General features: G+C 74.0%; 25 protein-coding genes and 1 tRNA gene. 15 read left to right on the top strand and 11 right to left on the bottom strand.

All coding sequences use genetic code 11. The features are described 5' to 3' along the window. The first annotated feature begins 107 nt into the window (after positions 1-107). The 4 genes from AB3388_RS00795 to AB3388_RS00780 all read left to right on the top strand — a co-directional run bounded on the left by AB3388_RS00795 (position 108) and on the right by AB3388_RS00780 (position 5136). Entirely contained in the window at positions 108-1463 is a 1356-nt protein-coding gene (locus tag AB3388_RS00795) for a sensor histidine kinase (protein WP_495408852.1), read from the top strand. Continuing rightward, positions 1460-2089, top strand: a complete 630-nt coding sequence (locus tag AB3388_RS00790) for a response regulator (protein ID WP_495408851.1) — start codon at positions 1460-1462, stop codon at positions 2087-2089. Before AB3388_RS00795 ends, AB3388_RS00790 begins: the two co-directional genes overlap by 4 nt. 176 nt (positions 2090-2265) lie before the next feature. Further along, on the top strand, positions 2266-3510 hold the full coding sequence (locus tag AB3388_RS00785; protein ID WP_495408850.1) for a sulfite oxidase: 1245 nt from the start codon (positions 2266-2268) through the stop codon (positions 3508-3510). A gap of 27 nt (positions 3511-3537) precedes the next feature. Beyond that, complete coding sequence (locus AB3388_RS00780) at positions 3538-5136, top strand: SBBP repeat-containing protein (protein WP_495408849.1); 1599 nt, start codon at positions 3538-3540, stop codon at positions 5134-5136. A gap of 106 nt (positions 5137-5242) precedes the next feature. Here AB3388_RS00780 and AB3388_RS00775 read toward each other — a convergent pair whose 3' ends face one another. Further along, the gene (locus AB3388_RS00775; protein WP_495408848.1) at positions 5243-5662 is read right to left on the bottom strand and encodes an ArsI/CadI family heavy metal resistance metalloenzyme; all 420 of its coding nucleotides are present in this window, start codon (positions 5660-5662) and stop codon (positions 5243-5245) included. A gap of 97 nt (positions 5663-5759) precedes the next feature. Between AB3388_RS00775 and AB3388_RS00770 the strand changes: the two genes are divergently transcribed. From AB3388_RS00770 to AB3388_RS00755, 4 genes are read left to right on the top strand one after another with little or no spacing between them, the layout of a single operon-like run. Beyond that, a complete protein-coding gene (locus AB3388_RS00770; RefSeq protein WP_495408847.1) occupies positions 5760-6113 on the top strand; it encodes an Rv2640c family ArsR-like transcriptional regulator in 354 nt (117 codons plus the stop codon). Further along, positions 6113-6838, top strand: a complete 726-nt coding sequence (locus AB3388_RS00765; RefSeq protein ID WP_495408846.1) for an aquaporin — start codon at positions 6113-6115, stop codon at positions 6836-6838. The genes AB3388_RS00770 and AB3388_RS00765 overlap by 1 nt, the downstream gene beginning before the upstream one ends. Next, positions 6835-7245: an arsenate-mycothiol transferase ArsC gene (locus AB3388_RS00760; protein ID WP_495408845.1), complete on the top strand. Its 411-nt coding sequence runs from the start codon at positions 6835-6837 to the stop codon at positions 7243-7245. Before AB3388_RS00765 ends, AB3388_RS00760 begins: the two co-directional genes overlap by 4 nt. Before the next feature lie 42 nt (positions 7246-7287). Then, positions 7288-8490, top strand: a complete 1203-nt coding sequence (locus AB3388_RS00755; RefSeq protein WP_495408844.1) for an MFS transporter — start codon at positions 7288-7290, stop codon at positions 8488-8490. Between the two features lie 7 nt (positions 8491-8497). Here the strand turns inward: AB3388_RS00755 and AB3388_RS00750 are convergent. Together AB3388_RS00750 and AB3388_RS00745 are read right to left on the bottom strand one after the other, a co-directional pair. Further along, positions 8498-8584, bottom strand: a tRNA-Ser gene (locus tag AB3388_RS00750). Positions 8585-8598: 14 nt separating this feature from the next. After that, positions 8599-9381 carry a hypothetical protein gene (locus AB3388_RS00745; protein WP_495408843.1) on the bottom strand — a complete coding sequence of 261 codons (783 nt, stop codon included), beginning with the start codon at positions 9379-9381 and terminating at the stop codon, positions 8599-8601. A 110-nt stretch (positions 9382-9491) separates the two neighbouring features. On the opposite strand from AB3388_RS00745, the gene AB3388_RS00740 reads away from it, so the two are divergent. Continuing rightward, positions 9492-10688, top strand: coding sequence for a cation:proton antiporter (locus AB3388_RS00740; RefSeq protein ID WP_495408842.1), 1197 nt, complete (start codon positions 9492-9494; stop codon positions 10686-10688). Here the strand turns inward: AB3388_RS00740 and AB3388_RS00735 are convergent. Together AB3388_RS00735 and AB3388_RS00730 are read right to left on the bottom strand one after the other, a co-directional pair. Next, the gene (locus tag AB3388_RS00735; RefSeq protein ID WP_495408841.1) at positions 10640-11311 is read right to left on the bottom strand and encodes a response regulator; all 672 of its coding nucleotides are present in this window, start codon (positions 11309-11311) and stop codon (positions 10640-10642) included. The genes AB3388_RS00740 and AB3388_RS00735 overlap by 49 nt on opposite strands. Then, positions 11308-12468 (bottom strand): sensor histidine kinase, encoded by a 1161-nt coding sequence (locus tag AB3388_RS00730; protein ID WP_495408840.1) that lies wholly within the window; start codon positions 12466-12468, stop codon positions 11308-11310. Before AB3388_RS00730 ends, AB3388_RS00735 begins: the two co-directional genes overlap by 4 nt. Before the next feature lie 196 nt (positions 12469-12664). On the opposite strand from AB3388_RS00730, the gene AB3388_RS00725 reads away from it, so the two are divergent. From AB3388_RS00725 to AB3388_RS00710, 4 genes are all read left to right on the top strand, one after another. Next, a complete protein-coding gene (locus tag AB3388_RS00725) occupies positions 12665-13411 on the top strand; it encodes a DUF2306 domain-containing protein (protein WP_495408839.1) in 747 nt (248 codons plus the stop codon). Beyond that, complete coding sequence (locus tag AB3388_RS00720) at positions 13408-14190, top strand: hypothetical protein (RefSeq protein WP_495408838.1); 783 nt, start codon at positions 13408-13410, stop codon at positions 14188-14190. The genes AB3388_RS00725 and AB3388_RS00720 overlap by 4 nt, the downstream gene beginning before the upstream one ends. A 108-nt stretch (positions 14191-14298) precedes the next feature. After that, complete coding sequence (locus AB3388_RS00715) at positions 14299-15111, top strand: class E sortase (RefSeq protein WP_495408837.1); 813 nt, start codon at positions 14299-14301, stop codon at positions 15109-15111. Positions 15112-15125: 14 nt separating this feature from the next. Then, positions 15126-15284: a hypothetical protein gene (locus AB3388_RS00710; protein WP_495408836.1), complete on the top strand. Its 159-nt coding sequence runs from the start codon at positions 15126-15128 to the stop codon at positions 15282-15284. A 76-nt stretch (positions 15285-15360) separates the two neighbouring features. Here the strand turns inward: AB3388_RS00710 and AB3388_RS00705 are convergent, their stop codons facing one another. The 4 genes from AB3388_RS00705 to AB3388_RS00690 all read right to left on the bottom strand — a co-directional run bounded on the left by AB3388_RS00705 (position 15361) and on the right by AB3388_RS00690 (position 20783). Continuing rightward, the gene (locus AB3388_RS00705; protein ID WP_495408835.1) at positions 15361-16968 is read right to left on the bottom strand and encodes a fibronectin type III domain-containing protein; all 1608 of its coding nucleotides are present in this window, start codon (positions 16966-16968) and stop codon (positions 15361-15363) included. A 224-nt stretch (positions 16969-17192) separates the two neighbouring features. Continuing rightward, on the bottom strand, positions 17193-18047 hold the full coding sequence (locus AB3388_RS00700) for a MaoC/PaaZ C-terminal domain-containing protein (protein WP_495408834.1): 855 nt from the start codon (positions 18045-18047) through the stop codon (positions 17193-17195). A 13-nt stretch (positions 18048-18060) separates the two neighbouring features. Beyond that, on the bottom strand, positions 18061-19413 hold the full coding sequence (locus AB3388_RS00695; protein ID WP_495408833.1) for a 3-oxoacyl-ACP reductase: 1353 nt from the start codon (positions 19411-19413) through the stop codon (positions 18061-18063). A gap of 77 nt (positions 19414-19490) precedes the next feature. After that, the gene (locus AB3388_RS00690) at positions 19491-20783 is read right to left on the bottom strand and encodes an acetyl-CoA C-acetyltransferase (RefSeq protein WP_495408832.1); all 1293 of its coding nucleotides are present in this window, start codon (positions 20781-20783) and stop codon (positions 19491-19493) included. A gap of 108 nt (positions 20784-20891) precedes the next feature. Between AB3388_RS00690 and AB3388_RS00685 the strand changes: the two genes are divergently transcribed. Together AB3388_RS00685 and AB3388_RS00680 are read left to right on the top strand one after the other, a co-directional pair. After that, a complete protein-coding gene (locus AB3388_RS00685; protein WP_495408831.1) occupies positions 20892-21569 on the top strand; it encodes a TetR family transcriptional regulator in 678 nt (225 codons plus the stop codon). Further along, complete coding sequence (locus AB3388_RS00680) at positions 21566-23593, top strand: acyl-CoA dehydrogenase family protein (RefSeq protein ID WP_495408830.1); 2028 nt, start codon at positions 21566-21568, stop codon at positions 23591-23593. Before AB3388_RS00685 ends, AB3388_RS00680 begins: the two co-directional genes overlap by 4 nt. A gap of 58 nt (positions 23594-23651) precedes the next feature. Here the strand turns inward: AB3388_RS00680 and AB3388_RS00675 are convergent, their stop codons facing one another. Next, the gene (locus AB3388_RS00675; RefSeq protein ID WP_495408829.1) at positions 23652-24980 is read right to left on the bottom strand and encodes an FAD-binding oxidoreductase; all 1329 of its coding nucleotides are present in this window, start codon (positions 24978-24980) and stop codon (positions 23652-23654) included. Between the two features lie 147 nt (positions 24981-25127). After that, a complete protein-coding gene (locus AB3388_RS00670; RefSeq protein WP_495408828.1) occupies positions 25128-26678 on the bottom strand; it encodes an amidase in 1551 nt (516 codons plus the stop codon). Positions 26679-26701 lie beyond the last annotated feature (23 nt).

Here is a 26701-nt window from a genome sequence, read left to right as displayed (position 1 = left end):
TGGGTTCCCGGCCGAGCAGCGGCCGGCGTCCGCCTCGACGGCAGGTCGAAACACACACACGTCCCTGCCACAGCGTGCCGAGTCCGTGTTCGAGCTCGGAGGAGACCATGGCCCAGGACGTCGACGTCGGGGCACCTCGCAGCGTCGTGCTCGTGGACGGCCGTCGCGCGTCCGAGCGGAAGGACCAGCCGACGCGGCGGGTCCTCGCGCGGATGGCGGTCGGCACCGTGGTCACGTTGGCCACCGTGGTCGTCGGCGGATACCTCGCCAGCGTCCGGCTGGCCGAGCGGGAGGTCCTCGCGAACGTCCGCACGCTGAACGAGGCGGTCGCCCACACCCTCGTCGAGCCGACCGGCGACCGCCTTCGAGACGGCGATCCGGTCGCGCTGGCCGCGCTCGACGGCGCGGTCCGCGGGCACCTGCTCCCCGACACCCCCGTGGACCGGGTCAAGCTGTGGGCCGCCGACGGCCGGATCATCTACAGCGACCAGCAGGCGATGATCGGGCGGGTCTATCCCCTGGAGGACGGCCAGCTGGAGGTCCTGCGCTCGGGCGGGTCCAGCACCGACGTCAGCGACCTGAGCGCTCATGAGAACGAGTACGAGCGCGCCGACGGCGAGACGCGGCTGTTCGAGGTCTACACCGGCGTCCCGACCGACAGCGGCGCGAGCGTGCTGTTCGAGGTCTACGTCCAGTACGACGTCCTCGAGCACCGCCAGGACGCGATCCTGGCGTCCTTCTCGGGCATCGGCCTCGTGGGCCTCGCCGTCCTGGCGGTCTCCCAGCTGTGGCTGGCGACCACCAACCTCCGCTGGTTGCAGCGCCAGCGCACCCGGCTGGCCAGGCGCAGCGCCGAGATCGTCGAGGATCAGCGGCGGCGCGTCGCCCGCGAGCTGCACGACGGCGTCGTGCAGGACCTCATCGGCGCCGCCTACCTGGTCAACGGCGGCGCGGCGCCGCTTCGAGCGGCGGGCCGGAACGAGAGCGCCGACGCCCTGCACGACGCCGAGGCGACGATCCGCACCAGCATCCGCAGCCTGCGCTCGCTGCTCATCGACCTGTACCCGGCCAATCTGCGGACCGCCGGGCTGCGAGCGGCGCTCTTCGATCTGATCGCCCCCATCCAGGCTCGCGGCATCGAGGTGCACCTCGACCTGCCGGAGATGCTCGACCTACCGGATCACCTGGAGGCGGCGCTCTACCGGGCAGCTCGCGAAGCGGTGCGCAACGCTGCGCACAGCGGCGGGGCGGGCACCATCCGGTTGACCCTCCGGGTGCACGCCGAGCGCGTGGAGCTGGTCGTGACCGACGACGGCGCCGGCTTCGACGCGAGCAGGCCTGCCGCGGAAGGTCACCTCGGGTTGCGCACCCTGGCCGACGAGACCGAGGTGCTCGCCGGGGTGCTCGAGTTGACCTCGGCGCCCGGACGGGGGACGACGCTCAGGCTGGTGCTGCCTCGATGATCCGGGTGCTGGTCGTCGACGACCACCGGGTCGTGCTCGCGGGACTGGGCGGGCTCATCGACGCGGCAGAGGACATGCACGTCGTCGGCCTTGCCCCTGACGGCGAGGTCGCGGCCGACCTCGTCCGGCGGGCGACACCGGACGTCGTCCTCATGGACCTCTCGATGCCGAACATGGACGGCATCACCGCCACGCGTCGCATCCTCGACATCGACCCGGACACCCAGGTCCTCGTGCTCACGTCCTTCTGGGACCGGACCCGCATCGTGGACGCCATCCAGGCCGGCGCCGTCGGCTACATGCTCAAGGACAGCGAGCCGGACGAGCTCCTCCGGGGTATTCGCGCGGCGGCCCAGGGTGGCTCGCCACTCGACCCACGGGTGGCCCGGGAGGTGCTCCGCAGTGCGGCCAGCGCCTCGCACCAGGCAGAGCTCACCGATCGGGAGCAGGCGGTCCTGCAGCTGGTCGCCCGTGGGCTGGCGAACAAGCAGATCGCCAAGCGCCTGGGTATCCGGGAAGGCACCGTCAAGTCCCATCTCTCCCGCGCCTTCCAGCGCATCGGCGTGACCGACCGGACGTCCGCGGCCCTCTGGGTCCGCGCCCACCTCCCGGACGGGCCGGGCTAGCAGGAGCGGATTAGGCCGATCGTGCACTGTCGGTGCGCACAGATCTCCCACAGGATCAGGCATCTGCGCGCGACAGCGCTCAGCGACATCTGCTGCCCGTCGGTCAGGAACGACCTCGAGGGCGTCCGCAGCGCCGGGGACAGGGCGACCGGCGCGCCCCGCACGGGAGTGAGCTGATGGACAACACCGACCACGACCGCGACAGCGTCCCCGCGAGCACGCCTCCCGGACCGGTTCGGGGAGGGCGGCTCGGCCGGCGGTCGGTGCTCGGACTCGCGGCAGCCGGAGCCGGGGCCGCTGCGCTGGGTGCCGTCACCGACGCCTGGGCCGGCCACGAGCCGCCTCAGCCGACGCCGGACCGGCCGCCGCCCTCGACGCTGTTCAGCGACGAGGAGACCCGGCTGGCGTTCCGCAACCACGGGATGCACTTCGAGTTCCTCGACCAGCCGATCACGCCGGTCGCGTCGCACTTCCAGCTGATCCACTTCGACGTCCCGCAGCTGTCCGCGGACGGCTACTCGTTCACCATCGGCGGCCGGGTCGCCAACCCCCGCACCGTGACGCTCGACGAGCTGAAGCAGCGACCGAACGTGCAGCAGCCGAGCATCATGGAGTGCGCGGGCAACGGCCGCTCGTTCGAGCACCCCCGGTCGGTCTACGTGCCCTGGTTCAGCGAGGCCCTCGGCGTCTTCGACTACACCGGCACCCCGCTGCGTCCCCTGCTCGAGGAGGCGGGCCTGCTCGAGGACGCCGTGGAGGTGGTCTTCACCGGGCACGACGAGGGCATCGACCTCGGGGTCCGGCACCACTTCGAGCGGGCGCTGCCCGTCGACGAGGCGCTCGCCGACGGCGTCATCCTGGCGTGGGACGCCAACGGGGGCCCGTTGCCGCCCGCGCACGGCTTCCCGCTGCGGCTGGTCGTGCCCACGTGGTACGGCATGCAGAGCGTCAAGTGGCTCAAGGCGATCACCGTCATCGACCACCCGTTCCAGGGCGTCCAGCAGAAGCAGGTCTACCGGCTGACCTTCAATTCCAGCGATGCCGGCCGCCCGGTGCAGAAGAAGTTCGTCCGTGCCGCGATCAAGCCCCCCGGGATCCCCGACCTGATCAGCCGCAAACGGTTCGTCGAGGCGGGTGAGATCGACCTGCGCGGGATGGCCTGGTCGGGCTACGGCCCGATCGAGAAGGTCGAGATCACCACCGACGACCGGCAGACCTTCAGCCCCGCGACCCTCGAGGAGCCGGTGTCCCCGCACGCCTGGACGCCGTGGCGCTTCACCTGGAACGCGACGCCCGGCGAGCACATCCTCGCCGCCCGAGCCACCGACGTCACCGGCAACACCCAGCCCCTCGAGGCCTTCTGGAACCTCCAGGGGATGGCCCAGAACGGCGTCGAGCGCATCGCCGTCTTCGTCTCCTGACCGCGCGCCCTGACCCTTGGAGGGGACATGTCCCGACGGTCAGCCCTTGCCCCGACCGCCCTGCGCACCATCCTCGTCGTCATCTCGGTCGCCGTCCTCGTGCTCGGCGGAGTCGTGCTGGGCCAGCGGCTGCTCCGCGGCGCCGAAGCCCGGGCGCCCGAGGCGCCGCTCGGGCCGGTGGGCCTCGGCTTCTCCACGTTCCTCGGTGGCCTCGAGTGGGACGAGGCCACCGACGTCGAGGTGGACGACGCCGGCAACCGGTACATGACGGGCTTCACCACGTCCCGCGACTTCCCCGAGGCGCGGGCCGAGGGTCCGGGCGGCATCGTGGACGCGTTCGTCGTCAAGATCTCCGCCGAGGGTGCCCTCGTGTGGAGCGTCGTCCTCGGCGGCCACGACCACGACGCCGCCTACGCGCTGGCGCTCGACGCGGACGGCAACGTCTACGTCACCGGCCGCACCGGGTCGACCGACTTCCCCACGGCGAACGCGTTCCAGCCCGAGCTCGCCGGCACGGCGTGCGCGGTGGGCCAGGCCGCGCCGCCGTGCCACGACGCGTTCGTCACCAAGTACGACCCGGACGGCGGCCTGGTCTACAGCACCCTCCTGGGCGGCACCCTCAACGAGGAGGGGATCGGCATCGCCGTCGACGACGCCGGCAGCGCGTACGTCTCGGGCAACACCGACTCCCTCGACCTGCCGACCGTCTCGGCGTTCCAGGAGAAGTTGGGCAGCCCGCCCTGCCCCGGCGACGTGCCCTGCGAGCTGGACGTCTTCGTCAGCAAGCTGAGCCCGGACGGCGGCGCGCTGGAGTACAGCACCTACCTCGGCGGGGAGGCCGGCGACACCAACGCCGGGATCGCCGTGGCCGACGACGGCAGCGCGTTCGTCACCGGCGGGACCCGGTCGACGAACTTCCCGGTCGAGGGCGGCGTGCAGGGCCAGATCAGCGGGACCGCGTGCGGGCCGCCTCCGGGCACGCCATGTCCCGACGCGTTCGTCACCAAGCTCTCGGCCGACGGCTCGACCGCGCAGTACAGCTCGTACCTCGGCGGCACGCAGCCCGATGCGGCCGGTGGGATCGCGGTGGACTCGACCGGCAGGGCCGTGGTCACCGGCAGCACCCAGTCGCCCGACTTCCCGACGGCGCGGCCCGCACAGCAGGCCCTGGCGAACGCCTCGTGCACCTCCGCGGAGCCGGAGGAGTTCTGCGACGACGGCTTCGTCACCCGCCTGTCCCCGGACGGCGGCAGCCTGGACTTCAGCACCTTCCTGGGCGGCGCGGCCGAGGACCAGGGCCTCGGGGTCGCCGTCGACGACGCCGGCAACATCGCCGTCGCCGGACGCACCGACTCCCGGGACTTCCCGACGCTGACCGCCGTCCAACCGGAGCTCGGCGGCTACATCGACGGCTTCGTCACCCTGCTCGCCGGGACGGACGGCGCGCTGGTCTGGAGCACCTTCCTCGGCGGCAGCGAGGCAGACCGGGCCAACGCCGTCACGATCGGCACCGGCACCGTCTCCGCCGTCGGCCGGACCCTCTCCCCGGACTTCCCGACCGCCGCGCCGATCCAGGCCGACCTGCGGGACGACGACTACGACACGTTCCTCGTGACCTACGGCTGACGCGCGACGGAGCGGGCCGGCGGCCGTGCACCGTTCATGATCGTTGTGCGCTCGGCCGGGCCGGAGCACGGGCGGAGGGCCGACTGAGTGCACAGCCTCGCGGGAATCAGGCACTGGAGCAGCACTGGGGACCGTCGCAGGTCTCGCTGAAGAAGGTCTCGCTGTCCGCCAGCACGGTGTAGACCTCCCAGCGCTCGCCACCGGGCGCGCCCTCGACCCAGAACTTGTCCTGCTTGGCGTAGCAGCAGGTGGTGCCGCGCTCCTCGACCGAGGCCAGGCCGTGCTCCGCCAGCCGCGTCTGCTCGGCGTCGACCTCGTCGACCGAGGCCACCTCCACGCCGAGGTGGTTGAGGGTGCCGCCCCGGCCCGGGTTCTCCAGCAGGACCAGCTTCAGCGGCGGGTTCGCGATGGCGAAGTTGGCGTAGCCGGGACGGCGCTTGGCCGGCTCGGTGCCGAACAGCGTGGCGTAGAACGCGGTGGCCGCCTCGACGTCGTCGACGTTGAGGGCGAGCTGGATGCGGGACATGCGACACCTCGCAGGGATTAGACGTTCATCTAACTCGGACGGCGGAGAGACTGCCGACCTCTTTGACGAATGTCAACAGGGTTGGCACCATGAGGGCATGCCGAAGGCCCTGCCTGTCATCGACACGACCGCGCCGATCTGCTGCGCCCCGGTCGCGGCCGCGCCGATGGACGCGGCCGCGGCGCTGGAGGTGGCGGTCCGGCTCAAGGCGCTCGGGGATCCCGTGCGGGTGCGGCTGATGTCGATGCTGCTCGCCGCCGACGAGGTGTGCACCTGCGACCTCGCGCCGGCCGTCGGGCTGACCGAGGCCACGGTGAGCCACCACCTGCAGGTGCTGCGCAAGGCCGGGCTGATCAGCGAGGGTGAGCGCCGCGGGATGAACGTCTACTACCGGGCCCGCCGCGACTCCCTCGGCGCGCTCTGCCGGGTGATCGACCCCGACTGCTGCTGATGGCGCTGCCCCTGCTGGTCCGTCAGGCCACCGCCGAGTTCCTCGGGTCAGCCGGACTGGTCACCGTCGTCATCGGTTCCGGCATCGCGGCGCAGCGCCTCTCCACCGATTCCGGCCTGCAACTGCTGGAGAACGCCCTGGTCACCGGCGCCGGGCTGGTCGCGCTGATCCTCGCCTTCGGCCCGGTCTCGGGCGGGCACTTCAACCCGGTGGTCACCCTGGCCGACCGGATCTTCGACGGGGTGAGCAACCGGCAGGTCGCCGCCTACCTGCCGGCGCAACTGGCCGGCGGCGTGCTCGGCGCGATCGCGGCCAACCTGATGTTCGACCTCCCGGCGGTAGGCGTCTCCACCCACGACCGGTTGGGCGGCGGGTTGTGGCTGTCCGAGGCACTGGCCACTTTCGGGCTGGTGGTGCTGATCTTCGGGCTGGTCCGCGCCGGCCGGGGCGCGCTGGCGCCGTTCGCGGTCGGCGCCTACATCACGGCCGCCTACTTCTGGTCGTCGTCCACCAGCTTCGCCAACCCGATGATCGACGTCGCCCGGATGCTGTCGGACACCTTCGCCGGCATCGCCCCGGCCTCGGTCCCGATGTTCGTGCTCATGCAGCTGCTCGGCGCCGCGGCCGGCGTCGCCGCCGTGGTGGTGCTCTACCCGCGCATCGCCGCGCGCGCCGACGCCGCCGTCGTCCCGCACGAGAACCCCACGACAGGAGAGGAACGATGAGCTCCACGCCCAGCGTGCTGTTCGCCTGCATCCACAACTCCGGTCGCTCCGTGGCCGCCCAGGTGCTCACCCGCCACTACGCCGGCGACGCCGTCGAGGTCCGCTCCGCCGGGTCCGAGCCCGGCGCCGGCGTCAACCCGGTCGTCGCCCAGGTGCTCGCCGAGCGCGGCCTGCCGGTCGCCGATCACATCCCGGCCAGGCTCGACGCCGACCTGGTCCGGGCCGCCGACGTCGTGATCACGATGGGTTGCGGGGAGACCTGCCCGGTCTTCCCGGGCACGCGCTACGAGGACTGGGCCGTCGACGACCCGGCGGGCCAGGACGCCGCCACGGTGCGGCGCATCGTGGACGACATCGACGCCCGTGTGCGGGCGCTGCTCGCCGAGCTGACCCCGATCCGGCCCTAGGGGGACCACACTCGACGGCACCGACGCGCAGGAGCACCGGTCATGTCCCCTTCCGCCCGGGACGGTCGCGAGACGCCGTCCGGCACGGCCGGGACGACGGACGTCGCCGCGCGTCCCCTCCTGGCCGGGATCGCCGCGAACCTGGCGGCCGGAACGCTGTTCGGCTGGAGCCTGGTGGCGCAGGACGCCGCGGCCGGCGCGGGCCTGTCCGCGCGGGGCGCCGCCGCCGTGTTCGCCTCGGCGATCGTCGTCTTCAGCGCGGTGCTGCTGGTGGTGGGACGCGTCCAGCAGCGGTACGGCCCCCGCCGCGTGCTCGCCATGGCCGCCGCGATCGGCGGCTCGGGACTGCTCCTCGCGGCGGCCGCGAGCGGGCCCCTCGCGCTGTGGGCCGGGATCGCGCTGCTCTTCGGCACCGCCAACGGGCTGGGCTACGGGGTGGCGGTCGGGCTCGCGGCGCGGACCCCGGAGCGACGCCGCGGCACCGCCACCGGTCTCGTCGTCGCCGCCTACGCCGCCGGCCCGGTGCTGCTCGGGTTCGTCGCGCCCGCCGCCCTGCGGGGCGTCGGCTGGCGGCCCTACCTGGTCGCCCTGGCGGTCGTCGTGGCCGTGCTGCTCGCCGTCGCCGCGCGCTACGCCCCGGCGGGCATCGATCGGCCTGCCGGGCGGGGAGCCCGGGCGGCCCGTCCCCCGCGCCGGCCGGTGGTCCTGCTGTGGCTCGTCTTCGCCGGCGGGACCGCCCCAGGGCTGGCGCTCTTCGCGCTCGCCGTCCCGCTGGCCGGCGATCGGCAGCTGGGTCCGCAGGCGGCCGCGCTCGCGGTGTCGGCCCTCGCGGCCGGCAACCTGACCGGGCGGCTGGTGGCCGGCTGGGCCTCCGACCGGATCGGGCGGCTGCCCGCGCTCACCGTCGCGCTGGCGACCGCCGCCGTGGCCGTGGGCGGCCTCGCCGGGCCCACGGCGCCCGCGGTCGTGCTCGCCGGGTTCCTCGGCACCGGCCTGGCGTACGGCGCGGTGTCCTCGCTGGTCCCCGCGGCGACCGCGGACCGGGTCGGTGCGGATGCCTTCTCCACCGCCTACGGCCGGGTCTTCACCGGGTGGGGCTGCGCGGGGCTGCTCGCTCCCCTGGCCGGCGCGGCCCTCCTCGGCCTCGCCGATCAGCACGCCGCGCTGCTGTGGCTGGCCGCGGCGCCCCTCCTCCCGGCGGCCCTGGCCGTGCTGGTGCTCGCGCGGCCGGAACCACCGTCGTAGGGCCGAGCGGAGGGCGTGGGATTCGAACCCACGATGGGTTTGACCCCATAGCGGTTTTCAAGACCGCCGCCATCGGCCACTAGGCGAGCCCTCCTGAGGGCTCCGAGGCTAGCCGGTGGCGGACGGCGTGCGAGGTGGCCGGTCGCCGTAGGGCGTGCCGACGACGGCACCGTCCTCCGGACGAGGCGGCACGTCGGCGAACAGGTCGACCAGCGCGTCCCAGCGGGTTCGCCGGTTCGCCGGGAACCGCTCCTCCGACCGGTGGCGACGCCGGGACCCCGGCGGGTACCAGCGGCGGGCCCACGGCGACTGCGGCCGGCCCAGCCGCAGCGCGCCGACGATCGCGACGACCGGCACGAACACGCCGACGACGCCGAGCACCACCCGGCCCTTGAGGATCGCGACCAGTCCGAAGACCAGGGTCACGGCCACCGCCAGGGCGAATGCCCCCTCCCCCGCCGCCGGGTCGGCGTCGAACGGGTTCGCGCCGACCAGCAGCAGACCCCCGACGACGAGGGCGACCAGGACGGCGTCGACCGAGCTGCGGCCCTCCCGGCTCCAGTAGACGTCCTGGAGGTGCAGCCACAGCGCGAACTCGTCGAGCGTCAGCGCCGCGCCCACCCCGAACAGCGCGGCCAGCACGTAGAGCCACGGCGGCCCGGGGCGGTAGGTCAGCTCGACCGTCCCGGTGCCGAGCACCAGGAAGATCCCGTACACCTCGTGGTGGATGTGCACGCCGCCGACGCTGGCGTTGCGGAACGGCCCCCGCCCGCTCCGGATCGCATGGGTGACCAGCCGGGTGACCAGGAAGGTGACGAGGAAGGCCCCGACCAGCCACGCCACGGCCGCACGGCGCCCGGTGAGGTCGGCGAACAGCTCCAGCTGGGCCACCGGCGTCACCTCCGCCCGTTCGCCCGATCGTCCTGCCGGTGTCAAGACGGGCTTGTCCCGGGACTCCCGACGGCGGCAGGGTCGGCGCACCCGAAGGGGAGGAGCCCGCCATGGACGGCGCCCTGGCGATCGATGCCCTCGTGGCGGTCACCGCGGTCGCCCTGGTGGCGCCGATCGTCGTCGGGCTCTTCCCCCGGATGCCGGTGCCGCAGGTGGTGCTCCTGCTGGCCGGCGGCATCCTCATCGGCCCGCAGGTGCTCGGCCTCAGCGATCCCGACTCGGTGCAGGTGCTCGCCGACGTCGGCCTCGGGTTCGTCTTCCTGCTGGCCGGCTACGAGGTCGACCTGCGGCTGTTCGGGGAGGACGCCGGACGGCGGGCGGTCGCCGCCTGGTTCGTCAGCCTGGGCCTGGCCCTGGGCGTGGTCGGGCTGCTCACGGGGGCCGGGCTGGTCCGCGCCTTCGTACCGGTCGCGCTCGGGCTGACCACCACCGCGCTCGGCACCCTGCTGCCGATCCTGCGCGAACGCGGGCTGCTGCGCGGCCCGCTCAGCCGCTACCTGCTCGCCGCGGGTGGCGTCGGCGAGCTGTTCCCGGTGCTGGCGATCGCCCTGTTCCTCGGCAGCCAGAACCGGTTCGTCGCGCTCGCCTCCCTCGCCGCCGTCGGGGTGCTGGCCCTGGTGCTCGACCTGGGCCGCCGGCTGGTGCGCCGCGGGGGGCGGCTGGCCACCGTGATCACGCGGGGTCAGAACGATACGGCGCAGATCACCCTGCGCGGGACGATCCTGCTGCTCATCGCCCTGATCGCGCTCACCGACGAGTTCCACCTCGACGCCGTGCTGGGCGCCTTCCTCGCCGGCGTGGTGCTGCGCCGCTGGGCGGGACCGGGCGCAACGGTGCTGGAGTCGAAGCTCGACGCGGTCGGCTACGGCTTCTTCATCCCGCTGTTCTTCGTCTACTCGGGGATGCGCCTGGACCTGGCCGCGATCGCCGAGGCGCCGCTGCGGCTGCTGCTGTTCTTCGCGCTGATGGTCGCGGTGCGCGGGCTGCCCGCGTTCGCCGTGTACCGCCGCGTCCTCCCGCTGCGGCAGCGCGCGCAGACCGCCCTGGTGACGGCGACGGCGCTGCCGGTGCTGGTCGCGCTGACCGAGATCGGCCTGCGCAACGGGACGATGCTGCCGGAGAACGCCGCCGCACTGGTCGGCGCCGGCGTCGTCACGGTGCTCACGCTGCCCGCGCTGGCGATCGCGATCGACCGCCCTCAGGTCCGCCGCTCGCCGGCGTCCGCCCCCACGAAGCCGGTGCGGTAGGCCCACACCACCGCCTGCGTGCGGTCCCGCACCCCCAGCTTGGCCAGGATGCTCTTGACGTGCGTCTTCACCGTCTCCGGCGACAGCCAGACCCGGCCGGCGATCTCGGCGTTCGACAGCCCCTCGGCCAGCGCCCGCAGGATGTCGGCCTCGCGGTCGGTCAGGTGGGTGGACAGCTGCAGCCGCTCGCGGTCGGGAGCGCGCCGGCCGGCGTAGGCGGTGAGCAGCCGCCGGGTCACCGCCGGCGCGACCAGCGCGTCGCCGGCGAAGACGGTCCGGATCCCGTCGATCAGCTGCTCGGGGGTGGCCCGCTTGAGCAGGAACCCGTCCGCGCCGGCCTCGAGGGCGTCGTCCACGACCTCGTCGAGGTCGAACGTCGTGAGCACGAGGACCCGCGGCCGGCGCGGCCAGGACACGATCTCCCGCGTCGCGGCGACGCCGTCCAGCCGCGGCATCCGGACGTCCATGAGGACGACGTCCGGCCGCGCCGTCCGCGCCAGCTCGACCGCTTCCCGCCCGTCGGCCGCCTCGCCGACCACGGTGAGGTCGGCCTCGGCGTCCAGCAGCGCGCGCAGGCCGCTGCGCACCAGGCGGTCGTCGTCGGCGAGCAGGACGCGGATCACGAGCTCACCCCCGCGCCCACGGGCAGCGTCGCGCGCACGCGGAAGCTGCCGCCGACCGGTCCGGCCTCGAGCTCCCCGCCCTCCAGCCGGGCCCGCTCCCGCATGTTGACCAGCCCCCGCCCGGGCACGAGGTCGACCGGCCGGTCGCACTCGTTGACCACCTCGAGCAGGACCTCGGGGCCGGCCTGCTCGATCTCGACGCGGATCGGCCCGCTGGAGGTGTGCCGGACGGCGTTGGTGAGCGCCTCCTGCACGATCCGGTAGACCGCGCGGGCGCTGCTGCCGGAGAGCTCCGCGCCGTCGGTCCGCAGCTCGACGGGCCGGCCGGTCGCCCGGATCCGTCCGGCCAGCTCCTCCAGGTCGGCGACCGTGGGCGCGAACGGTGCCGCCGAGGCCTTCCGCTCGTCGGGCTGCAGCACCCGCAGCAGCCGGTTGAGCTCGTCCAGGGCGCCGCGGCCGACGGTCTCGATGGACTGCAGCGCCTCGCGGGCGAACGCCGGGTTGTCGGCGAACACCCGCCGGCCCACCCCGGCCTGCAGGACCATCACGTTGACCGTGTGCCCCAGCGAGTCGTGCAGCTCCCGGGCCAGCCGGGCGCGCTCCTGCAGCAGCAGCCGCTCGGCCGCGGTGGCCCGCTGGCGCTCGTCGGCCGCCCGGCGCGCCTCCGCGGCCACGGCGCGGGTCCGGCGGCGGCTGAGCTCCCCGGCCACCATGGAGATGACGAAGCTCGTGACGATCTGGGGCAGCGCGGCGACCGGGTCGGCCCGGTCGAAGGCCACGTACCCGAGGACGCCGAGCCCGGCGAGCGCGGCGCCGGCGACCTGGAGCCGCCGTCCCCCCGCGGCGAAGCAGCTGAACAGCGCGATCCAGGCCGACCAGTCGAGGAAGCCGATCGGCGAGCCGACCGCCGCGGTGGCCGTCACCGCGAGGCTCGCCCCCGCCTGGGCGACCAGCGGGGCGGTCTGGCGCCAGAGCAGCGCCAGCGGGCCGACCGCGGCCAGCAGGACGGTGACCGCGCCCGCCGGCTCGTAGGGAGGCCCGGCCGGGAAGGCGAACACGTAGCCGACCGACACGACCGCGAGGGCGACGGCGAGCACCGCGTCGACGCGGGTGCCGGCCCACGTCGGCCGGGGCCTGCGCAGGGAGGACGGCAACACGCCCCATCGTGGCGCTCCGGCACCACCGGGGGACATACCCGCGCGAGCCGTTCGTCCTCCCTCGCGCGAGGGAGGACGGCGCCGGTGCAGCCACTCCCGCGGGACGCAGAGCCGACCCGCCGGGGGCTGCCGCCGAGGCCGCCTCGGCGGGACGCTGGCGCGGTCCGATCGCCGGCGTCCCCGGAGGAGCCCCCCCATGACCCTCGCCGCGCCCCGGGCCGCCACGTGGCCCACGCGGGCCGCCTACGGGTGGATCTGCCTCAGCGCGCTGGCGATCGCCACGTTCGCCCTGCGGCCGTACCTCACGTCCTCGCTGCGGGAGATGGGCGCCGACCCCAGCACGCTGGCCGCGACCTACATGAACCAGGGACCCGCGGTGCGGACGGCGCTGTACCTGCACGTGTTCCTCGCGGGCGTCGTCCTCGTGCTCTCGCCGCTGCAGTTCGCGGCACGCCTGCGGGCCCGCGCGCCCCGGCTGCACCGGGTGACCGGCCGGATCGTGCTCGGCTCGATCGCGGTCGCCGGCTGCGCCGGGCTGGTCATCGCGCCGTTCAACCGGGCCGGCCTGGTCGGGACCCTCGGCTTCGGGCTGCTGGCGCTGCTGTGGCTGACCTGCGCGGCCGTGGCCTTCCGCGCGATCCGCCGCGGGGACGTGGCCGCCCACCGCCGCTGGATGGTCCGCACCTTCGCGCTGACCTACGCCGGGGTAACCCTGCGGCTCTGGATGATGGCGATCCCCCCGGTCGTCGCGAGCCTGACCGGCGTCGGCGAGCAGGCCGCGTGGGACCGCACCTACCTCGTCATCACGTTCCTGTGCTGGGTGCCGAACCTGCTCGTGGCCGAGCTGTACCTGCGCGCCGGACGGCGCCGGTCCCGGCCGGACGACGTCCCCATCCCTGCTCCGTCCCGTACCCCGTCGCTGCACTCCGGAGGTGCCCGGTGACCACCACCGTCCCGTCCCCTGCCCGCCGGCGGACCCGCACCGCCGGACGCACCGTCGCCCTGGTGTTCGGGGTGCTGCTCCTCCTGCCCGGGATCGGGCTGCTCGCCGGGGGCGGAGCCCTGCTCTGGGCGCACTGGTTCGACCGGTCCGACGGCTTCGTCTTCTCCCCCACGGAGGACTTCGGGTCCTACGGCTACGCCCTGGTGAGCGACCGGATCGACCTGCACGCCGGCCCCGACTGGCTGCCGGTCTCCGCGGCGCTGGGCGACGCCCGGCTCGAGATCACCGGGAACGGCTCGGACGACGTCTTCGTCGGGATCGCGCCGGTCGCCGACGCGACGGCGTACCTGGCGGGCGTGCAGCGGACCATCGTCGACGGGCTCGGCTTCGACGGGCCGGCCACCAGCAGCGACCAGCTCCCGGGCGGCGAGCCGGCCGGACCGCCGGCCGATCAGTCGTTCTGGATCGCCCAGGCCAGCGGCCCGGGGACGCAGCAGGTGACCTGGGAACCGGCCGCGGGCGACTGGATGTTCGTGGTGATGAACGTCGACGGGTCGGCCCCGGTCGACGTGCACGGGCGGATCGGCGCCGAGCTGCCCGCCCTCGGCGGCATCGGCTGGGCGGTGCTCGCCGCGGGCCTGGTCGTGACCGTCCTCGCCGTGGCCCTCATCCGGCCGACGGTCCGGCGGCTGCCCGAGCGCTCCGTCGACTACGCCACGCGCCGGCCGGTGCGCTCCGGCCCGGCCGAGGACCGGTTCGTCGACGACCGCGGTCGGTGAGCCCGCCCGCAGCCGTGAGCCGACGTCAGGCCGGTCCTGGGGCTACCATTCGGGTTGCAGGCAGTGACCGCGGCGCGACCGTCCGTGGGCGCGGAGCGGGGGTTGCCGGTGGACGACGACACCCGCCGGATGCCGCGCGGCGCCGTCCTCCCGCCGCTCGATCACGCGACCGTCACGGTCGACGAGCCGCCGTCCTCCCCTCCGTCGCGCTGGTGGCGCGGGGTCTCCGTGGCCGGCGAGCTCGTCGTCACCGCGGGCGTCGTGGTCCTGCTGTTCGTGGTCTACGAGCTGTTCATCACCGACCTGTTCACCGCGCACGACCAATCGCGGCTGAACCAGCGGCTGCACGACACCTGGGCCGCCGCCGCGCCGCGGCCGGAGGTCGAGCCGCCGGTGGGCCAGCCGATGGCCGTGCTGCACATCCCGCGCCTCGGGTCGGACTTCGAGCGCGTCGTCGTCGAGGGCACCGGCCAGGACCAGCTGGCGCAGGGCCCGGGTCACTACGTCGGCTCGGCGATGCCCGGGCAGCAGGGCAACGTGGCACTGGCCGGGCACCGCGTGGGCAAGGGCTCACCGTTCCTGGACCTGGACACCATGCGGCCGGGAGACGCGATCGTCGTCGAGACGGCCACCCGGTGGTACGTCTACCGGGTGCTCGGCGACCCGGCCACGGGCGACGTGACGACCGACCCGAGCGGCATCCCCGGCATCGAGGTCGTCGACCCGACCGCGATCGACGTCATCTCCCCGACTCCCGACGGCCCGGCCACCGCGGCGCCGTCGGGCGCCTACCTGACCCTCACCACCTGCAACCCCAAGTACTCCGCCCGGACCCGGCTGGTGGTGCACGCGCGGCTCGACGGCGACCCCGTCAGCAAGACCGGCGCCCCCGACGGCCCGCCGGCGCTGCGCGGGGACTGACGAAGGGACCGCTCGTGTACGGCTGGATCTGGCGGCACCTGCCCGGAGGCACCGGGGTCCGCGCGGCGCTCGCGGTGGCGCTGGTGCTCGGCGTCGTCGCGCTGCTGCTCTTCGCCGTCTTCCCGGCCGTGGAGCCGCATCTGCCGTTCAACGACGTGACCGTCGACGGCTGATCCGGCGCCCCGCCGCGCAGAGGGGGCGGGACCCCTCTCGGGATCCCGCCCCCTCCGGGCGGTGGAGCGTGCTGCGTCAGGCGAGGCGGCGCCGGCGGCCGACGACGATCAGGGCGGCACCGAGGGCGACCGCGAGGACGCCCGCGCCGAGGACCGGCAGCGTCTCGAAGCCGGTCCAGGCGAGCGTGCCCGTGGCCTGGGCGACCGTGACCGCCGAGGTGAGGTACCGCGGATTGCCCGAGGCGTCCACACCGGCCGCGACCAGGTGGTGGGCACCCGGCGCCAGGGTCGACGGGATCGTGACCGCCTTGCTGAACGAGCCCGCGCCATCGGTGACCACCGTGCCGAGCAGCGTCGGCGTCGAATAGATGTACAGGCTGACCGTCGAGTTCGGTGCGTAGCCGCTGCCCGTGAGGGTCACCGTCGAGCCCTGCGCCAGACCGCTCGGCGCGCCCGAGGGAGTGCTGAGCGGACCGCTGCCGGCCGGCACGCTGACCGGAGCCGACGGCGCCGGGACGACGTCGCTGACCACGCTGGCCCACAGGCCGGGGTTCGGGCTCAGCGCGACGACCACGACGGTGTACTCGGTACCGGCCGGCACGATGACCGTGCACTCACGGGCCGCGGCGTCCAGCGCCGGGCAGTCCACCTCTCCGTTGTTGGACTGCGGGTCCGCCCCGGGGAGAACCCACGCCCCGTAGCCGACGACGCCGGTCGGGTCGGCCGGCGGCGCCCACGAGATCGTGATCGAGCCTTCCGCCACGGTGGCGTGCACGTTCGTCGGGGCGGGCCCGGCCGGGGCCGCCGACGTCGCGGCGCTCGGCTGGCCGGTGCCGTCGGTGGTCAGGAAGCGGAACCGGACCGAATACGTGTGGCCCGGGGTCAGCCCGGTGATCTCGCCCGAGAACTGGAAGCCGCCCTGGTCGTCCGTGGTCACGGTGGTCCAGGAGCCGCCGTCCAGGCTGTACTGGGTGCCCGTGACCGTGGCGTCGTCGGCCGTCCACAGCTGGAACAGCAGCGAGTGGTCGCCACCGTCGACCCACTGGACGTCGGGCGCCGCCGGGCAGGCGTTCACGGTGCCGGAGATGTTGCCCTCCTCCGCCCAGTAGGCCGGAGCAGGGGTGCCACCGGACACGAGGTTGCTGATCCCGCCGGGGACACCGCCCCCGTCGCCGCCGCCCTCGCCGCCGACGACGCGCAGGAAGGTGCTCCCGCCCTCGACGACGGTGGAGGCGGCGCCGCCGCCACCGCCGAAGACGCCCTGGCCGTCGTCGGAGCCGACCCCGCCGTCGTCGCCGGCGTTGCCGTTGGTGCCGCCGACGCCGCCGGCCGTGTCGCCGTCCCCACCGTGGGATCCGGGGTACAGGGTGAACGTCGTCGCGCCGGTCAGCGTCGTGGTGACGCTGACGTCGTCGCCGGCCGCGCCGGGAGCCCCGTTGCTGTCGGCACCACCACCGGCACCCAGCAGGTACCAGTCGACCGAGCAGTAGCCGGCCGGGACGACCAGGTCGGCGCCCGCGGCGATCGTCTGGTCGGCGCCGTCGGCGGGGTCGGTGGAGAAGGTGAAGTCGTCGAGGTCCGTGGCCGAGGCCACGCCGGTGCCCCCCAGGACGAGTGTGGACAGCCCGACGGTGGACGCGGCCAGGAGGGCAGCGGTCCGTCGGGTGCGGGACGGAATGCGCACGTCGTGCTCCCCGTGCAGTGGCCCGGGACGCCGGGCGCGTCGTCCGGAAGGGCCGGACCCGGCACGGACTGGACCATGACGGCGAATCAGAGCGAGCCAGGGTGGAACCGACATGGGGCGGCCGGGGCTGCAGGGGCAAACGGGGCGCGAGCGGCGCTCGGCCGCCAGAAGTTGCCATACGGGACGCACCCGCTCGCCGTCCGTCTCGGCAGCTACCGCCCAGGTCAGCGGGGGCGCACGGTCCCCACCAGGTGGCCGGCGCCGTTGATCGCATTGCGGACGGCGACGTCCCACCCGCCGCCGGCCTCGGCCGTGGACAGGGCGACGGTCGAGGGCAGGTAGAGCGGCTTCTGGAAGCCGACGTCGACCGAGAAGGCGTCGGGCAGCCGGCCGGTCAGCGCGGCGAGCGCCCGGGCCTTGACCCACATGCCGTGCGCGATCGCCCGCTTGAAGCCGAACGCCTTGGCGGTCAGCCCGGAGAGGTGGATCGGGTTCACGTCGCCGGAGACCTTGGCGTAGCGGCGCCCCGCGTCGTCCGGCATCGGCCAGGTGGCGACCGGCCGGGGCTCCCCCACGTGCACCGCCGTGTCCGACTCCGGCGCGCCCTCCGGCGCCGTCGCGCCCCGGGCCAGGTAGGTCGAGCGGCCCCGCCAGACCTGCTCGCCGTCCACCGTCGCGACCGCGCAGAGGTCGACCGTCGCCCCCTTCGCGTGCCGCGCGAACCGCTCCGCCCACACCTCGAGGTCCAGGGTCTCGTCCGCGCGGATCGCGCGCAGGACGTCGATGCGGTTGCGCACGTGCACCAGCCCGGGCAGCGCCAGCGGGAAGGATCGGTCGGTCATCAGCGCGACCTGCAGCGGGAACGCGAGCACGTGCGGGTACGTGGCGGGCAGGACGTCGGAGAGCGGGAAGCCACACACCCGGTCGTAGGCCGCGAGCTCCCCCGGGTCGACGACGACGCCGGGGCGGGCCACGCGGGCGTCGGGGAGGTCACCGCCCCGGCCCCGCGCGGTGAGCACGGCCCGGGCGAACAGCGCCGGCATCGCGGGCGGGGAGGTGAGCACCGTGCGCGCGTCCATCGCAGCCCCTTCCTCAGGCACCCAGCATGGACTGGCCGCAGACCCGCACGACCTGACCGTTGACGCCCGCGCTGGCCGGCTGGGCCAGCCAGGCGATCGTCTCGGCGACGTCGACCGGCAGCCCGCCCTGCTGCAGCGAGTTGATCCGGGAGCCGACCTCGCGGGTGCCGAACGGCATCTTCGCCGTCATCTCGGTGACGATGAAACCCGGGGCCACCGCGTTGATCGTCGCGCCGCGCTCGGCGAACGCCGGCGCCCACGCCCGCACCATGCCGATGACCCCGGCCTTCGAGGCGGCGTAGTTCGTCTGCCCGCGGTTGCCGGCGATGCCGGACTGCGAGCTGACGCAGACCACGCGGGCGCCGGGCTCGAGCGTCGGGGATTCCAGCAGCGCCTGGGTGAGGTCCAGCTGCGCCTGCAGGTTCACCGCCATGACCGAGTTCCACCGGCCGGCGTCCATGTTGACCAGCAGCTTGTCCCGCGTGATGCCCGCGTTGTGGACGATCACGTCCACCCCGCCGTGCCGCTCCGTCAGGTGCGCGATCAGCCGCTCGGCGGCGTCCGGGGCGGTGATGTCGAGCTGCAGCGCCGTCCCGCCGATCTCGTTGGCGACGTCGGCCAGCGACTGCCCGGCCGCCGGGATGTCGACGGCCACCACGTGCGCGCCGTCCCGGGCCAGGACCTTGGCGATCGCGGCGCCGATGCCCCGCGCGGCGCCGGTGACGACGGCGACCTTGCCGGCCAGCGGCTGCTCGCCGTCCTGCTCCGCCGGGACGTCGGCGGGAGCGACGGTGACCACCTGCCCGTCGACGTAGGCCGACCGGCCGGAGAGGAAGAACATGAGCGGGCTGGCCAGCGACGCCTCGGCGCCGGCCGGCACGTGGAGCAGGTTGGCCGTGGAGCCGTTCAGCAGCTCCTTGCCGATCGAGCGGACCAGCCCGTCCAGCGCCTGCCGGGCCGCGGCCTGCGCCGGGTCGTGCGCCTCCGCGGGCGGGTCGGCCAGGAGCAGCACGCGGCCGCTCGGCCGCAGCCGCTTGATCGCCGGGGCGAGGAAGTCGTGCGCGGCGGCCAGGTCGGCGGGGGTGGTCAGGCCGGTGGCGTCGAGGATCACCGCGGCGAGCTTCTCGCCGTCCGTCGATCCCTCGGCGGCCACCGGCGACACCACGGTCACCCCGGCGTTCTTCAGGACGTCGACCACGGTGTCGCGCAGCCGGCCCTCCCCCGCCGAGCCGACGACCGCCGGCCCGGGCAGCAGCGGCCCGCCGGGCTCGTAGCGGCGCAGCACCGCCGGCCGGGGCAGCCCGAGCCGCTTGGTGATCGTCGTCCCGACGCCGGAGTTGGCGAAGTCGCGGTACCAGTCACTCACGTGCAGAAGCCTCCAAACGGTGGTTGATCCCGACAAAGCGCGCGTGCTTTGTCGCGATAAAGCACGCAGGGTCGGGATCAGGACTCGAGGACGGCGACGACGCCCTGGCCGCCTGCGGCGCAGATCGAGATCAGGCCGCGCTTGCCGGGGCCCGCCTCGTGCAGCTGCTTGGCCAGCGACGCCACGATCCGGCCGCCGGTCGCCGCGAACGGGTGCCCGGCCGCCAGCGACGAGCCGTTGACGTTCAGCTTGGCCCGGTCGATCGAGCCCAGCGGCGCGTCGAGGCCGAGCTTGCCCTTGCAGAACTCCGGGTCCTCCCAGGCCTTGAGCGTGGCCAGGACGGTGGACGCGAACGCCTCGTGGATCTCGTAGAAGTCGAAGTCCTGCAGGGTCAGGCCGTTGCGGGCCAGCAGTACCGGCACCGCGTAGACCGGCGCCATGAGCAGGCCCTCGCCGCCGTGCACGTAGTCGACGGCGGCGGTCTGCGCGTCGACGAGGTGGGCCAGGACCGGGAGCCCCTGCGCCGCGGCCCACTCGTCGGAGGCCAGCAGGACGGCGGAGGCGCCGTCGGAGAGCGGCGTCGAGTTGCCCGCGGTCATGGTGGCCTCGGCCTCGGGCGGCAGGGCCTTGCCGAAGACCGGCTTGAGCGCGGCCAGCTTCTCGAGTGACGAATCCGGCCGCAGGTTCTGGTCGCGGGTCAGCCCGAGGAACGGCGTCACCAGGTCGTCGAAGAAGCCGCGGTCGTAGGCGGCGGCGAGGTTCTGGTGCGAGCGGACGGTGAGCTCGTCCTGCTCCGCGCGGCCGATCTCCCACTCGTGCGCGGTGAGCTGCGCGTGGTCGCCCATCGCCAGGCCGGTGCGCGGCTCGGCGTTGCGCGGGATCTCCGGCGCGAGCATCCCGGGCCGCAGGGCGCCCAGGGCCTTGAGCCGCTGCTGCACCGTCTTCGCGTTGTTCAGCGAGATGAGCGCCCGCCGCAGGTCGTCGTTGACCGCGAGCGGGGCGTCGGAGGTGGTGTCGACGCCACCGGCGATGCCCGACTCGATCTGCCCGAGAGCGATCTTGTTGGCGACCAGGACGGCCGCCTCCAGGCCGGTGCCGCACGCCTGCTGGACGTCGTAGGCGGGGGTCGTGGCCGAGAGCTTCGACCCGAGCACGCTCTCCCGCGTCAGGTTGAAGTCGCGCGCGTGCTTGAGGACGGCGCCGGCGACCACCTCGCCGACCTGCTTGCCCTGCAGCCCGAACCGGGCGACCAGCCCGTCGAGCGTCGCGGTCAGCATGTCCTGGTTCGAGGCCTGCGCGTAGGCGGAGTTGGACCGCGCGAACGGGATGCGGTTCCCGCCGACGATCGCCGCCTTGCGAGTCGTAGCCATGGGGTCCTCCGGAGTCGGGGCCTGTGCGGCCGAGGTGGCCGTTTCGGCTCTTCGCTTTGCTCGGTACCAACAGTATCAGGTACCGTCCGACACATGAAAGTTGAGTCGGTGAGTTCTGCGTCGCAGGACAAGATCGCTCAGGACGACGAGGCCCGCGAGTCGGTGCCGCGCGATCGCCGTGACTCCCGGTGGGACGAGCACCGGGCCCAGCGGCGCCGGGAGCTGGTCGACGCGACGCTGGCCGCCGTCGGCAAGCACGGCGCGGGCGTCGGCATGGAGGAGATCGCGGCCGAGGCCGGCACCAGCAAGACCGTCGTCTACCGGCACTTCGCCGACCGCGCCGAGCTGCACGTCGCCGTCTGCAACCGGGTCGCCTCGCAGCTGCTGCCGAAGCTGCGCGAGGCCATCGAGGCCAACGCCCAGCCGCGGCAGATGATCGCCGCGGCGATCGAGGCCTACCTGGCCTTCGTCGAGGCCGACCCCGAGCTCTACCGCTTCGTCGTCCACCCGCCGCAGCTCGACCGGCCCGACCCGCTGACCAACCTCGCCGACCTCGTCGGCGAGCAGGCCGCGGCCGCCGTCTCGGTCGCGCTGCAGCAGGCCGGTCGCGGCACCGAGGCCGCGGCGCCGTGGGGTCACGGCGTCGTCGGGCTGGTCCGCTCCGCCGCCGACTGGTGGCTCCGGGCCGACCGCCCGATGCTCCGCACCGAACTCGCCGCTCATCTGACGGATCTCGCCTGGGCCGGGCTCAGCGCGATCGGAAGCACCCCCCAGGAGGAGAAGTGACGTCCACCCTGCCGGCGACCGTGGACCCGGCGACGATCCAGGAGGTCCTCGACGGGCGCTGGGGGCACGTGCGCCGCGACGCCCGGGAACACCTCGGCGACCCCGAGTTCGCCCCGGTCTACGGGGAGACGATGCCGGAGGCGCGGGAGCGGATCACCCGGCTGGCGAAGAAGCTGGCCGACTCCGGCCGCGTCGGCCTCGGCTTCCCCAAGGAGTACGGCGGTCAGGACGACGCCGGCGGCTCGGTCGCCTCCATCGAGATGCTCGCCTTCGGCGACCTGTCGCTGATGGTCAAGGCCGGCGTGCAGTGGGGCCTGTTCGGCGGCGCCGTCCAGCTGCTCGGCACGAAGCGGCACCACCGCGAGTACCTCGCCGACATCATGAGCTTCGACCTGCCCGGCTGCTTCGCGATGACCGAGACCGGGCACGGCTCCGACGTCCAGCAGCTGCGCACCACCTGCACGTACGACCCCGCGACGCAGACCTTCGACCTGCACACCCCGCACCAGGCGGCGCGCAAGGACTACATCGGCAACGCCGCCAAGGACGGCCGGATGGCCGTCGTCTTCGCCCAGCTGATCACCCAGGGCAAGAACCACGGCGTGCACGCCTGGCTGGTGCCGATCCGCGACGCCGAGGGAAACCCCTGCCCCGGCGTCACCATCGGGGACGACGGCCCGAAGGCCGGCCTGCTCGGCGTCGACAACGGCCGGCTCACCTTCGACCACGTGCGGGTCCCCCGGGAGATGCTGCTCGACCGCTACGGCCAGGTCGCCGCGGACGGCACCTACACCTCGAGCATCGAGAACGAGACCCGCCGCTTCTTCACGATGCTCGGCACCCTGGTCCGCGGCCGGGTGAGCGTCGGCGGGTCGGCCGGGTCGGCGACGAAGCTGGCGCTGGACATCGCCGTCCGCTACGGCGACGTGCGCCGCCAGTTCGCCGCCCCGGGCAAGGACCGCGAGATCGTCGTCAACGACTACCTCGTGCACCAGCGCAAGCTGCTGCCGGCGCTGGCCACCTCCTACGCGCTGCACTTCGCGCAGGAGGAGCTGGTCAGCACCATGCACGACGTCCAGTACAAGACCCACGTGCTCGGCGAGGAGATCGACGAGGCGGGGCAGCGCGAGCTGGAGTCCCGGGCGGCCGGGCTGAAGGTGGCCAACACCTGGCACGCCACCCGCACCATCCAGCTGTGCCGCGAGGCCTGCGGCGGCGCCGGCTACCTGGCCGAGAACCGGCTGCCTGCTCTGAAAGCGGACACCGACGTCTTCACGACGTTCGAGGGCGACAACACGGTGCTCCTGCAGCTGGTCGCGAAGGGCCTGCTCACCGGATACCGCGACGCCTTCGGCTCGCTGGACGGCTGGGGCAAGGTCGGCTTCATCGCCGACATGGTCCGCGAGACGGTCCTGGAGCGGACGGCGGCGCGCAACCTCATCGCCCGCCTGGTCGACGCCGTCCCCGGCCGGGACGACGACGTCCCCATGCTCAACCGCGGCTGGCAGCTGACGATGTTCGAGTTTCGCGAGAAGCACACCCTCGAGGGCGCGATCAAGCGGCTGCGCCGGAACGCGGCGACCTCCATGGAGCCGTTCGACATGTTCAACGACGTCCAGGACCACGTCCTGCGGACGGCGCAGACGCACATCGACCGCGTGGTCCTGGAGGCGTTCGTCGCCGGGGTCGACCGCACCACCGACCCCGGGGCACGGGCCCTGCTCGACCGCCTCTGCGACCTCTACGCGCTGTGGACGATCGAGCAGGACAAGGGCTGGTTCCTCGAGCACGGCCGGCTCACCCCGACCCGCGCCAAGGTGCTGACGGCGACGGTGAACGCGCTGCTCAAGGAGCTGCGGCCGCACATGAGCACACTGGTCGACGCGTTCGCGATCCCCGCCGCGTGGAAGGCAGCGCGGATCCTCGACGAGGAGGCCGGCCGGCAGGAGGCGATGGCCGTCCGCGACGCCGAGGTGCGCGCCGAGGCGACCGCGACCGAGATGGAGATCGCCCCCGCTTCATGATCTCCGCTGTCGGCGCCGAAAGCTGCGCCGCTTTCGGCGCCGGCAGCGGGATGAATGGTCAGGCGGGCGCGATGTTCTGGTTGCCGCGGAAGACGTTCTCCGGGTCGAACCGGCGCTTGATCGTCGCCAGCCTCGCGTACTTCTCCGGACCGTAGGCCGCCCGGATCCGCTCCTGCCCCTCCTCGCCGATGAAGTTCAGGTACACCCCGCCGTTGGTGTACCGGGCGATGTCGCGCCGGAAGCCGCGCGCCCAGGCCACGTTCTCGTCGGTGTCGGCGGGATCGGACCAGGTGGCGAACGGGTGCGTGATCCATCTGGCGTCCCGGTGCGCCAGCGGCGTGCTGTCCTCGGGCGCCCGCGCGACGGCGCCTCCCCACGGCACCATCAGCTGCTGGCTGATCGGTGAGGGCCGGTCCGCGCCGTACTTCACGTAGACGTCGACGGCCTCGTCGGGCATCGCGTCGTGGTAGTCGCCGCTCCAGTACTGGTGGAACCCGGGCGGGTCGTCGAGCATCGACTGGAAGGCCGTGTAGGGCATCGGGCCGATCAGGTCGACCGCCGGGCGCAGGTCGCGCCACGGGCGCAGGGCCTCCGCACCGTCGTCCGCGTCCCCGGACCACAGGACGGCGATCGCGGCGATGGTCGTCCCCTGCAGCTCCAAGGGGATGAACGGCTCCGGCGGGCCGGTGAGGAACACCAGCGCCGACCCGAGCTCCTCGGGTGCGGTGTAGGCGAGATCCCGGTAGGCGAGGGCGACGTCCCGGCCGACCGTGCCCGGCCAGACCAGCAGCCCGGCGAGGACCTCCGGGCCGACCGGGTGCAACTGGAAGGTGAAGGACGTCGCCACGCCGAAGTTGCCCCCGCCGCCGTGCAGCCCCCAGAACAGCTCCGGCTCCTCGGTGGCGCCGGCGGTGACCGGGACGCCGTCGGCCGTGACGAGGTCGACGGCGAGGAGGCTGTCGCAGGTCAGGCCGAAGCGACGCTCGAGCCAGCCCGACCCGCCGCCCAGCGTCAGCCCCGCCACGCCGGTCGTGGACACCCGGCCGCCGGTGGTGGTCAGGCCCACCTGCTGGGTCGCCGCGTCGAACTGGCCCCACGTCGCCCCGGCGCCCACGGTGACCGTTCGGGCCTCCCGGTCCACCCGGATGTCGGTCATCGGCCGCACGTCGATGACCAGGCCGCCGTCGTTGACGCTGAACCCGGCCACCGAGTGGCCGCCGGCACGCACCGCGACGGCGAGCCCGCCGTCCCGCGCCATCCGCAGCGCGTCGGCGACGTCGGCCGGTGTGGCGCACCGGGCGATCACGGCGGGTCGCCGGTCGATCCCGGCGTTGAAGACGCTGCGGGCCTCGTCGTAGACGGGGTCCCCGGGCCGGATGACGTCCATGTCCCTCTCCTCGCTGTCGACCGGGGCACGGTCCACCGGAGGCCAGGAGGGGCACCAGGGCCCGAGGGCCTGACGATCATCGGCGAACGGCTGGCCGACACGCGGAGTAGGGCAGCCGTCCGCCGATGATCACGGCCAGGTCGCGCCCTACACGAGGGCGGGCTCGCGGGCGGGCGGGGCGGGGAAGCCGCCGACCAGCTGCTCGAACGCGTGCGCGACCTTGAGGCAGGTGGCGTCCTCGAAGCGCCGGCCGACCAGCATCATCCCGACCGGCAGCCCCTCGGAGAGCCCGGCCGGGACGCTGGTCGCCGGGTGCCCGCTCACGTCGAACGGCGCGCAGTTCACGATCATCTCCAGCGCGCGGGCGACCTGGATCTCCAGCGGGTCATCGGGCGCCGGGATCTCCCGGGCCACCATCGGCACGGTCGGCAGCACGAGCAGGTCCACGTGCCCCAGCGCCTGGTCGTAGTGCTCGCGCACCTCGATCGCGAGGTTCTGGGCCATCGCGTAGTGCCGGCTGTGCAGTTGCTCGGTGGACCAGCGCCCGGCCATGGCGACGAGCTTGACCGTCGGCGACCAGCGGTCGGGCACCTCGCGCCGCTGCCGGCCGTAGTACTCGACCAGCTCGGGGTCGAAGAGGCCCTCGTAGTTGTGGCCGTAGCCCTCGCCGTTGATCATCTGCACCGCGGCGCCGGTCGTGGCGATCACGTTCCACACGTGCATCGCGTGCCGGTGCCACTCCAGGTCGACGTCGACGACCTCGATCCCCAGCTCCCCCAGCCGGCCGGCGGCCGCCCGCACGGTCTCGTCGACGCCTGGCTCGGAGAGCTCCGGGATGCCGAAGCCCTGCGCGAGGACGCCGACCCGCAGGCCGGACACGTCGCCGCCGAGCGCGGCCGCGTACTGCTGCAGCTCCAGGCCGGCCGGCTGGCGGGGGTCCAGCCCGTCGCGGCCGGCGATCACGTCCAGGACGGCGGCCGCGTCGGCGACGGTGCGGGTCATCGGGCCGAGATGGTCGAGGGTGAGCTCGATGGGGAACGCGCCGGTGTAGGGCACCAGGCCGTGGGTGGGCTTGTGCCCGACGATGCCGCTGAACGCCGACGGCATGCGGATCGAGCCGCCCTGGTCCCCGCCGAGCGCGAGGTCCACCTCGCCCGACGCGACCAGCGCCGCGCTGCCGCTGGAGCTGCCGCCGGTGGTCCGCGAGGAGTCCCACGGGTTGCGCACCGGGCCGGTGCACGAGGTGTGGCTGCCCCCGGAGAAGCAGAGGTCCTCGCAGACCGCCTTGCCGGCGATCGTCGCCCCGGCGCCGAGCAGCCGGCTCACGACCGTGGCGTCCCGGGCGGGGACGAAGCCCTCGAGGGTGTCCGAGCCGTTCATCATCGGGACGCCGGCGACCTCGATGTTGTCCTTGATCGCGACGGTGCGGCCGGCCAGCGGGCCGTGGTCGGCGCCGCGGATCTCGGTGCGCACGTACCAGGCGCCGAGCGGGTTGTCCGCGTCGTCGGGCCGGCGGCTGGGGCGGTCGGTGCGCGGCGGCGGCGCGATCCCCCCGTACAGCTCCTCGACCGCGTCGTAGGAGTCGAACGATCCGGCGACCATCAGCGCGTAGGTGTCGAGCTCCGCGTCGCTCGGCTGCATGCCGTAGGAGCGGGCAAGTGCGGCGACGTCGTCCCTGTCGGGGCGGGATACGGCCATGACGTCCTCCTGGGCGAGACCGG

The organism is Geodermatophilus sp. SMS 5-13 (assembly GCF_059428245.1).
Note: the sequence above shows the minus strand (reverse complement) of the source record. Positions and strands in the feature narration are given on the sequence as shown.

Bases quoted from the DNA above. Each gene is read 5' to 3' on its own strand.
- AB3388_RS00795 (WP_495408852.1), top strand. From the start codon at position 108: ATGGCCCAGGACGTCGACGTCGGGGCACCTCGCAGCGTCGTGCTCGTG.
- AB3388_RS00790 (WP_495408851.1), top strand. From the start codon at position 1,460: ATGATCCGGGTGCTGGTCGTCGACGACCACCGGGTCGTGCTCGCGGGA.
- AB3388_RS00785 (WP_495408850.1), top strand. From the start codon at position 2,266: ATGGACAACACCGACCACGACCGCGACAGCGTCCCCGCGAGCACGCCT.
- AB3388_RS00780 (WP_495408849.1), top strand. From the start codon at position 3,538: ATGTCCCGACGGTCAGCCCTTGCCCCGACCGCCCTGCGCACCATCCTC.
- AB3388_RS00775 (WP_495408848.1), bottom strand. From the start codon at position 5,662: ATGTCCCGCATCCAGCTCGCCCTCAACGTCGACGACGTCGAGGCGGCC.
- AB3388_RS00770 (WP_495408847.1), top strand. From the start codon at position 5,760: ATGCCGAAGGCCCTGCCTGTCATCGACACGACCGCGCCGATCTGCTGC.
- AB3388_RS00765 (WP_495408846.1), top strand. From the start codon at position 6,113: ATGGCGCTGCCCCTGCTGGTCCGTCAGGCCACCGCCGAGTTCCTCGGG.
- AB3388_RS00760 (WP_495408845.1), top strand. From the start codon at position 6,835: ATGAGCTCCACGCCCAGCGTGCTGTTCGCCTGCATCCACAACTCCGGT.
- AB3388_RS00755 (WP_495408844.1), top strand. From the start codon at position 7,288: ATGTCCCCTTCCGCCCGGGACGGTCGCGAGACGCCGTCCGGCACGGCC.
- AB3388_RS00740 (WP_495408842.1), top strand. From the start codon at position 9,492: ATGGACGGCGCCCTGGCGATCGATGCCCTCGTGGCGGTCACCGCGGTC.
- AB3388_RS00725 (WP_495408839.1), top strand. From the start codon at position 12,665: ATGACCCTCGCCGCGCCCCGGGCCGCCACGTGGCCCACGCGGGCCGCC.
- AB3388_RS00700 (WP_495408834.1), bottom strand. From the start codon at position 18,047: ATGGACGCGCGCACGGTGCTCACCTCCCCGCCCGCGATGCCGGCGCTG.
- AB3388_RS00690 (WP_495408832.1), bottom strand. From the start codon at position 20,783: ATGGCTACGACTCGCAAGGCGGCGATCGTCGGCGGGAACCGCATCCCG.
- AB3388_RS00675 (WP_495408829.1), bottom strand. From the start codon at position 24,980: ATGGACGTCATCCGGCCCGGGGACCCCGTCTACGACGAGGCCCGCAGC.
- AB3388_RS00670 (WP_495408828.1), bottom strand. From the start codon at position 26,678: ATGGCCGTATCCCGCCCCGACAGGGACGACGTCGCCGCACTTGCCCGC.